Origin of the sequence: Mesorhizobium sp. M7A.F.Ca.ET.027.03.2.1, assembly GCF_003999175.1 — a bacterium.
Classification (GTDB): domain Bacteria; phylum Pseudomonadota; class Alphaproteobacteria; order Rhizobiales; family Rhizobiaceae; genus Mesorhizobium.
Genome location: NZ_RZOM01000237.1, coordinates 1 through 6,642, shown reverse-complemented (window position 1 = coordinate 6,642; position 6,642 = coordinate 1). Strand labels below are relative to the sequence as shown.

Below are 6,642 nucleotides of genomic sequence, written 5' to 3'. Positions count from 1 at the left end.
ATATAGAAATTACCTGTTGTCTCGCGCGCCGGGCGCATGAAGATGGCATGCGCGGCGTCGGCCATGATGTCGGGCAAACGGCTCATCGCCGCCACCGTCGCGCCGCCGAGCAGATTGCGCACCGCCGCCGTGTCGATGGTCGAGATCGGCCACAGTGAATTGACAGCGATGCCGTCCTTGGCGAACTCCGCACTCATGCCCAGCGTGCACATCGACATGCCGAACTTGGCCATCGTGTAGGCGACGTGATTCCTGAACCACTTGGCCTTCATGTCGAGCGGCGGCGCCAGATTCAGGATGTGAGCATTTTGCGCCAACTTCAGGTGAGGAATGCACATTTTCGAGACCAGGAAGGTACCGCGCGTGTTGATCTGATGCATCAGATCGTAGCGCTTCATGTCGGTCTCCAGCGTGCCGGTGAGTTGGATGGCGCTGGCATTGTTGACGCAGATGTCGATGCCGCCGAATTTTTCCACGGTCCTGGCGACCGCCTCGGCCACCTGCGCCTCCTCGCGGATGTCGCACAAAACAGGCAGCGCCTTGCCGCCAGCCTGCTCGATCTCTTCGGCAGCGCTATAAATCGTGCCCGGCAGCTTCGGATGCGGTTCGGCGGTCTTGGCCGCGATCGTCACATTGGCGCCGTCGCGCGCCGCGCGCAGCGCGACCGCCAGCCCGATGCCGCGCGACCCGCCGGATATGAACAGCGTCTTTCCCTTGAGCGACATTTCCTTGCGCCTCCCTTGCAACACAACAGGCGCAAACCTTTGCGCGGCGGGCGACCGCAGCGCAAGACCCGACACGCTGGACACCGCGTTACGCAGCGTAGGGTTTATGACTAAACCAGCACCAACCCTTGGCGCATCGCAATGGCAATCGCATCGGTGCGGTTGGCCGCACCGAGCTTGATCAGGATTGCGGCGACATGGAACTTCGCGGTGTGCACCGAAATGTTCAGCCGCCGCGCAATCACCTTGTTTGGAGCGCCCTCGGCCAGCAGCGCCAACACTTCCGCCTCACGCGGCGACAGCGAAGGCCGGGCGGCATGCTCGTCGGAGGCCTCCTCCTCGAACGGCTCGCCATCGCCGGCACGGAAATCCTCATGGCGTCCGCTTCCGCGCTCGCCCGAGACGCGATAGCCGGCCGCGGCCAGCCGCGCCGCCGCGGCGATCAACAAATCCTCCGCGCCAGCGGACATCACGGCCAGCACCTCACCGGCGGGCCGCTCGCCGCCAGCGCGTCCGGTCAGCAGCACCCGTGGAATGAGGGCCGGCACGCCATCACCAATGCTGTCGTCAACGATGGCGACGTCGGCTCTTCCACCGCCGGCTACGACCGGCAGCAGGTCATCGCTCGCGGCCAGCGAGGCCGCCAGGCGCTCGGCGCGTGACGCATCGCCAAGCGCAATCAGCACCACCAGCCGCCGCGAGACGGCACCGTCATGCATGATCCTGTCGCTGGTGAGCGTGTCCATGGATGCCCTCAGCTCAGCGGCTTTTCGCCGATTGTCAGCACGACATCGCGCTGTTCGCCGCCGCGCACGACACCGAGCGTCACCGAAGAGCCGGCACTGTCGGGTCCGAGCCTGCGGATCAGGTCCCGCGGGCCGTGCACCGCCTCACCGTTCCACGCCACGATGATATCGCCAAGAGAGAGACCGGCGGTCTTCGCGGGACCATCGTCATCGAGACTCATCACCATCGCGCCGTGCGCGTCGCGGTCGCGTACCGGATGCAGGCCGGCGCCGAGATAGCCGCGCGCGACATGGCCCTTTTCGCGCAAGGTCGCGACCGCCCGCTCGATCGTCTCGTAAGGCATGACCAGCGCCCGGTGGCGCGGTCCGAACAACAGCATGCCGATCAGCGCACCCTTGGCGTCGAGAACCGGGCCGCCCTCGAAACGGCCGCCGGCGCCGACGGCAAGATTGATGCGCCGGTCGATGGTGCCGCCGCGCATCGAGCGCCAGGCCGGGCCGACTTCGCCCACCGAGCCCGAAACAGCCAAAGCCGAACCGTCGCTGCTGCCGATGGCAATGGCGATGTTGCCCGGCCGCACCGCATCGGCCTTGGCCAACGGCGCGGCGCTGACGGCCTCCGACGGCTTCAGCAGGGCAACACCGGTAGAAGGGTCGCGGCCAACCAGCTCGGCCTTCACCGTTTCCCCCGAGGCCAACACCAGTTCGATCTCCTCGCCGGCCTCGACAGCCTCTTCAGCGGTGACGAAATAGCCGTCACGCCAGTGGAAGGCGCTTGCCGTGCGGTGATGATGCGTGGCGAAGCCAGCCGTTGCCGGCGCGGCCTTGGCGGCGAGATCAGCGACGGCTTGCGAAAACGCGCTCAGATTGAAATCGCTCATAATGGTCTCCTGGGTTCATCCATGCCCCAGATATCGCTCGACAGCGCGTCCGCGGGTACTCGCCTGACGGCTAGTTGCCGGTTTGACTGGCCATCTGGTCAGGTCGCTGCGGTTCCAGCCGCTCCGCACATATAGTCACGATCAAGCCTGAACACACGGAGCCCTCCCATGGCCGTCGCCGTCGCCAAATTCCAAACCGATGACACGCTGCTCGACGCCTATTCGACGACGGTTGCCGATGCGGTCGACCGCATCGGTCCGGCCGTCTGCCGCATCGAGCGCGTTGGCGGTCAGGGCGGCCATGGCTCCGGCTTCGTCATTGCGCCGGACGGGCTGGTGGTCACCAACTTCCATGTCGTCGGTGATGCCAGGACGGTGCGCGTTTCGATGCCGGACGGCGCCTCGAGAGAAGGGCGTGTTCTTGGCCGCGATCCCGACACCGACATCGCGCTGGTGCGCGCCGACGGCAGCTTTGCCGACGTCGCACCGCTGGGCGATTCCAAACGGCTGCGGCGCGGCCAGATCGCCATTGCAATCGGCAACCCGCTCGGTTTCGAATGGACCGTCACCTCCGGCGTCGTCTCCGCGCTCGGCCGCTCGATGCGCGCCTCCACCGGCCGGCTGATCGACGACGTTATCCAGACCGACGCAGCGCTCAATCCCGGCAATTCCGGCGGACCGCTGGTGTCGTCGGCCGGCGAGGTCATCGGCGTCAACACCGCCATGATCCACGGCGCGCAAGGCATCGCCTTCGCTGTTGCCTCCAACACCGCCAATTTCGTCATTTCCGAGATCATCCGCTTCGGCCGCGTGCGCCGCGCCTTCATCGGCGTCTCGGCCGACACCGTCAATCTGCCGCGACGCGCCGCGCTCCTGTCGCAAGTGTCGACCAATACCGCGGTGCGGCTGCGCAGCGTCGAGAAGGATGGCCCGGCGGCCAAGGCCGGCTTGAAGGAGGGCGACATCATCGCCGCAATAGACGGCCGCCCGGTCACCGGCGTCGACGACCTGGTGCGCGTGCTCGACGCCGAGCGCATCGGCCGCGAGACACAATGCACCGTGGTGCGCCGCACCGGCGTCAGCCAGGTGACGGTGATGCCGGTTGCGCGAAGCTAGTGCAGTCGCCCAGAAGTGTGCCGCGGTTCTGGGACAACGACATGTATCAAAAGAAAGACTTTAAGGCCGCCGTTGCTCACTCCCCCTTCGAGGGAGCAACGGGGACATAGGCTCCCTTCAGGAGAGCTACGAGTTGCGCCTGATGATGCGTGCCTGTCTTGTCGAAGATACGACCAAGATACGTGCTGGCCGTGCGATAGGTGATGTTGGCGTTTGTCGCCGCCACACCAAGGCTATCCCCCGATGCCAATGCCGCTGCCAATCGCGCCTCGGCCGGCGAGAGGTCGAAAAGGCGCGTCAGGATGGTCGGCGAAGGCACCAGATTCGTCGGGTTGAGAGCCGTGGCTGCGATCAGTATGTCGGCGCCTGAGAGAAGTTCGTGCGCCAGACGGCGAAGAGGGATGAGGTGAACGATCATGGCCTCGCTAGTCTCGCTTGGCGCTATGGGCACGGAGCGACCCGACGCAGCGTCACCAGTCCCGCTTGCAATCGCCTGCTGAAACAACTTGTTTGCCTTGGCATCGGCAAGGGCGAGCCCATCACGGGCCGTCGGCACGAACACAAGGGGCAGAGCGTCAAGCAGTTGATTGGTCGCCAGAACGCGTCCCCTGCTCGTCATCACCGCGGCCGGCAGGCCGATCGCCGCAAGCGCCGTAGTCGTAGCGCGCGCTCGTTCCAGCCGCAGGCGCGCACCAATCAGGCCGGCGCGCGCCAAATGTGGCCTCATGCGGTTGAGCTGGTCCAATTCGTCTCGGGATGGCCGATCATTGGTCAGCCAACGCTCCATCGTAAACAACAGAACTTCGCCTGTAGGCAGGGATATGAACGTACCGACTTCGCCACCGATTCCCAATGGCAGCGTCCGGTCGAGCCGCGTCCGATTGTTCTCGAGCGCCTCCTTGGGGAAGTAGTCCGCGTCGTAGACGAATCCCGAGGGTGGGGGCAGCGTCAGCAGGAGTTGGGAGACACTGCTGCTCTTGAACCCGCCTTCCGCAGAGATGCCCTCCAGTATCGGCCGGACCAGGTCCGACGCGAGAGCATCGGGTCCAGCCGGTCATCGAATAAACCCATACCGCCTCCGGCCGAGTTCGACAGTTCGCTCAACCTGTCGAAGACGTCTGGCCATAAATCGGGGACGAACGCCGCTTCATAAATTCGATCGACAAGATCTTCGGTCATTCAATGGTCCGCTCGCCACCTGCACTCGCATGATTGCATCGCACATCTGCTCAGAAATCAAACCTTTCTCGGCTTGGCAATTACCGGATGATCATAAATTGCGTAGGAAACAGCCAACACGAATATCGTTTAGGCGCCCACCGCCCCCTCCGCGTACTGCGCCAGAAACGCCTCGCTCGGCGGAATCGGCTTGATGACGTCGATCAGCACGCCATTGGGATCCCGCGTGACGAAATGGCGCTGGCCGAAGGGTTCGTCGCGTAGAGAGCGCAGGATCGGCAGCCCGGCCGCGACGGCCCGTTCATAGACCGCATCCGGGTCCCTCACCTCGAAGTTGATCAGCAGGCCCGACGCGCGGCCTCGCCCCTCTTCCGGGATCGTCTCATGATCGCCCTGGACGATGCCGAGATTGACTCTTCTGTCCTCCACCGATTCAGATGCACATACCAGTCGCTTTCGAATAGCGGCTGGAAGCGAAAATGCTCGACATAGAACGCCGTCGTGCCGGCGACGTCGCCGGTCATCAGCACCGGGTAATAGCTCGTCGTCTTCATCTTTCCTTCTCCCGTCGATTAACATACAGTCTGCATGTAACTTACATTAACATACAGGCTGCATGTATGCAACGCGATTCCGCGCGTCGTTCCAACCGAGACCGCACCGAGGCGACGCGCGCCGACCTGATTGCCGCGGCACGAAAGCTGTTCACCGAAAAATCCTATGCCGAGACCAGCACGCCGGAGATCGTCGCTGCCGCCGGCGTGACGCGCGGCGCGCTCTATCATCACTTCGCCGACAAGCAGGCGCTGTTTGCCGCCGTGGTCGAGCAGGAGGCGATGGCGGTGGCTGAGGAGATCGAGCGCGCTTCGCCGCCATCGCTCAATGCCCGCGACGCACTGATTGCCGGTTCCGACGCCTATCTCGCCGCCATGCGCGCGCCCGGCCGCACGCGGCTGTTGCTGCTCGACGGCCCGGCCGTGCTTGGCCGCGCCGCCATGGAAGCGATCGACAACCGCCACGGCAACCGTTCGCTGCGCGAAGGGCTGGTCGCGGCGATGCGGGCGCAGACGATGACGAGATTGCCGGCCGACGCGCTGACCGCGCTGCTCGGCTCCGCCTTCGATCGTGCCGCCCTGGCCATCGAGGCCGGTGCGTCAGCTCAGGACTACCGCGCCGTGCTCATGGCACTGATCGATGGCCTGTCTCTTCCTCAGGCACCTCGCCCGGTTCGAACTCGTTGAAGCAGCCGAGCTGGCGCTTGAACTGGTCGATCAGCCAGGCCGCCGCGGGCTTCGGGCTGCGATCGTTGCGGTGCATGGCAAACAGCGGCGAACTCACCTCCCTGAAGGATTCGAGGTCGATTTCGACCAGCCGGCCACTCGCCAGGTCGTCTGCTATCAGCCAGCGCGGCAGCCCGCCCCAGCCCAGCCCCTCGCGCATCAGCATATGCTTGGTGCGCACATCCGTCAGCCGCCAGGTGCGGTAGGCGAAGACGCCGAAGTCCCGCCCCTTGGTGCGCTCCGACTGGTCGGTGACGACAAGCTGCGTGTGTTCGCGCGCATCCTCGATCGCCACCGGCTTCGGCAGCAGGGCCAGCGGATGGCTGGGCGCGGCGGCCAGCACGATCGACATGAAGCCGATGCGCACGAGATGCACATCGACATCGCCCAGCAGGCCGCCAATGCCAAGGTCGGCCTGCCCGCTGACGACATGATCGGGGATCAGGCCGAGCGTACCGATATGCAGGCGCAGCATCACGGTCGGAAACTGCGCCTCGAACGCCTTCAGCACCCGCACCAGCACCGGCGACGGCAACGCTGCGTCGACCGACAGCGCGACTTCAGCCTCGAGCCCTTGGTGATGGCCGTCGACGCGCGAACGGATGCGCTGCAGCACGCCGATCATGCGCCGCGCATCCTCCAGCATCGCCCGGCCGATCTCGGTCAGTTGCGGCTCGCGGGTACCCTCGCGCTCGAACAGTTTCAGCCCCAGCTG

General features: G+C 65.1%; 7 protein-coding genes and 1 pseudogene. 2 read left to right on the top strand and 6 right to left on the bottom strand.

The window, feature by feature from the left end; all coding sequences use genetic code 11:
- The 3 genes from EN750_RS12915 to EN750_RS12905 form a co-directional block, all read right to left on the bottom strand.
- Positions 1-725, bottom strand: a 725-nt coding sequence (locus tag EN750_RS12915; protein WP_145967613.1) for an NAD(P)-dependent oxidoreductase, incomplete at its 3' end; no start/stop codon positions are given.
- A gap of 110 nt (positions 726-835) precedes the next feature.
- Positions 836-1,471 (bottom strand): helix-turn-helix transcriptional regulator, encoded by a 636-nt coding sequence (locus EN750_RS12910; RefSeq protein WP_127269032.1) that lies wholly within the window; start codon positions 1,469-1,471, stop codon positions 836-838.
- A gap of 8 nt (positions 1,472-1,479) precedes the next feature.
- Positions 1,480-2,352, bottom strand: coding sequence for a S1C family serine protease (locus EN750_RS12905; protein ID WP_127396640.1), 873 nt, complete (start codon positions 2,350-2,352; stop codon positions 1,480-1,482).
- A gap of 168 nt (positions 2,353-2,520) precedes the next feature.
- On the opposite strand from EN750_RS12905, the gene EN750_RS12900 reads away from it, so the two are divergent.
- Positions 2,521-3,468: a trypsin-like peptidase domain-containing protein gene (locus tag EN750_RS12900; RefSeq protein ID WP_127270143.1), complete on the top strand. Its 948-nt coding sequence runs from the start codon at positions 2,521-2,523 to the stop codon at positions 3,466-3,468.
- Between the two features lie 76 nt (positions 3,469-3,544).
- On the opposite strand, the gene EN750_RS12895 is transcribed toward EN750_RS12900, so the two are convergent.
- Positions 3,545-4,195, bottom strand: coding sequence for a hypothetical protein (locus EN750_RS12895; RefSeq protein WP_127396639.1), 651 nt, complete (start codon positions 4,193-4,195; stop codon positions 3,545-3,547).
- Between the two features lie 581 nt (positions 4,196-4,776).
- Positions 4,777-5,201: pseudogene (locus tag EN750_RS12890) on the bottom strand (VOC family protein).
- 66 nt (positions 5,202-5,267) lie between these two features.
- Here EN750_RS12890 and EN750_RS12885 point away from each other — a divergent pair.
- On the top strand, positions 5,268-5,888 hold the full coding sequence (locus EN750_RS12885) for a TetR/AcrR family transcriptional regulator (protein ID WP_127396638.1): 621 nt from the start codon (positions 5,268-5,270) through the stop codon (positions 5,886-5,888).
- Here EN750_RS12885 and EN750_RS12880 read toward each other — a convergent pair.
- The coding region (locus EN750_RS12880; RefSeq protein ID WP_127396637.1) for a LysR substrate-binding domain-containing protein at positions 5,827-6,642 on the bottom strand (816 nt) is incomplete at its 5' end. The genes EN750_RS12885 and EN750_RS12880 overlap by 62 nt on opposite strands.

Excerpts from the sequence above, each read along its gene's own strand:
- EN750_RS12910 (WP_127269032.1), bottom strand. The coding sequence starts at position 1,471 with ATGGACACGCTCACCAGCGACAGGATCATGCATGACGGTGCCGTCTCG.
- EN750_RS12905 (WP_127396640.1), bottom strand. The coding sequence starts at position 2,352 with ATGAGCGATTTCAATCTGAGCGCGTTTTCGCAAGCCGTCGCTGATCTC.
- EN750_RS12900 (WP_127270143.1), top strand. The coding sequence starts at position 2,521 with ATGGCCGTCGCCGTCGCCAAATTCCAAACCGATGACACGCTGCTCGAC.
- EN750_RS12895 (WP_127396639.1), bottom strand. The coding sequence starts at position 4,195 with ATGAGGCCACATTTGGCGCGCGCCGGCCTGATTGGTGCGCGCCTGCGG.
- EN750_RS12885 (WP_127396638.1), top strand. The coding sequence starts at position 5,268 with ATGCAACGCGATTCCGCGCGTCGTTCCAACCGAGACCGCACCGAGGCG.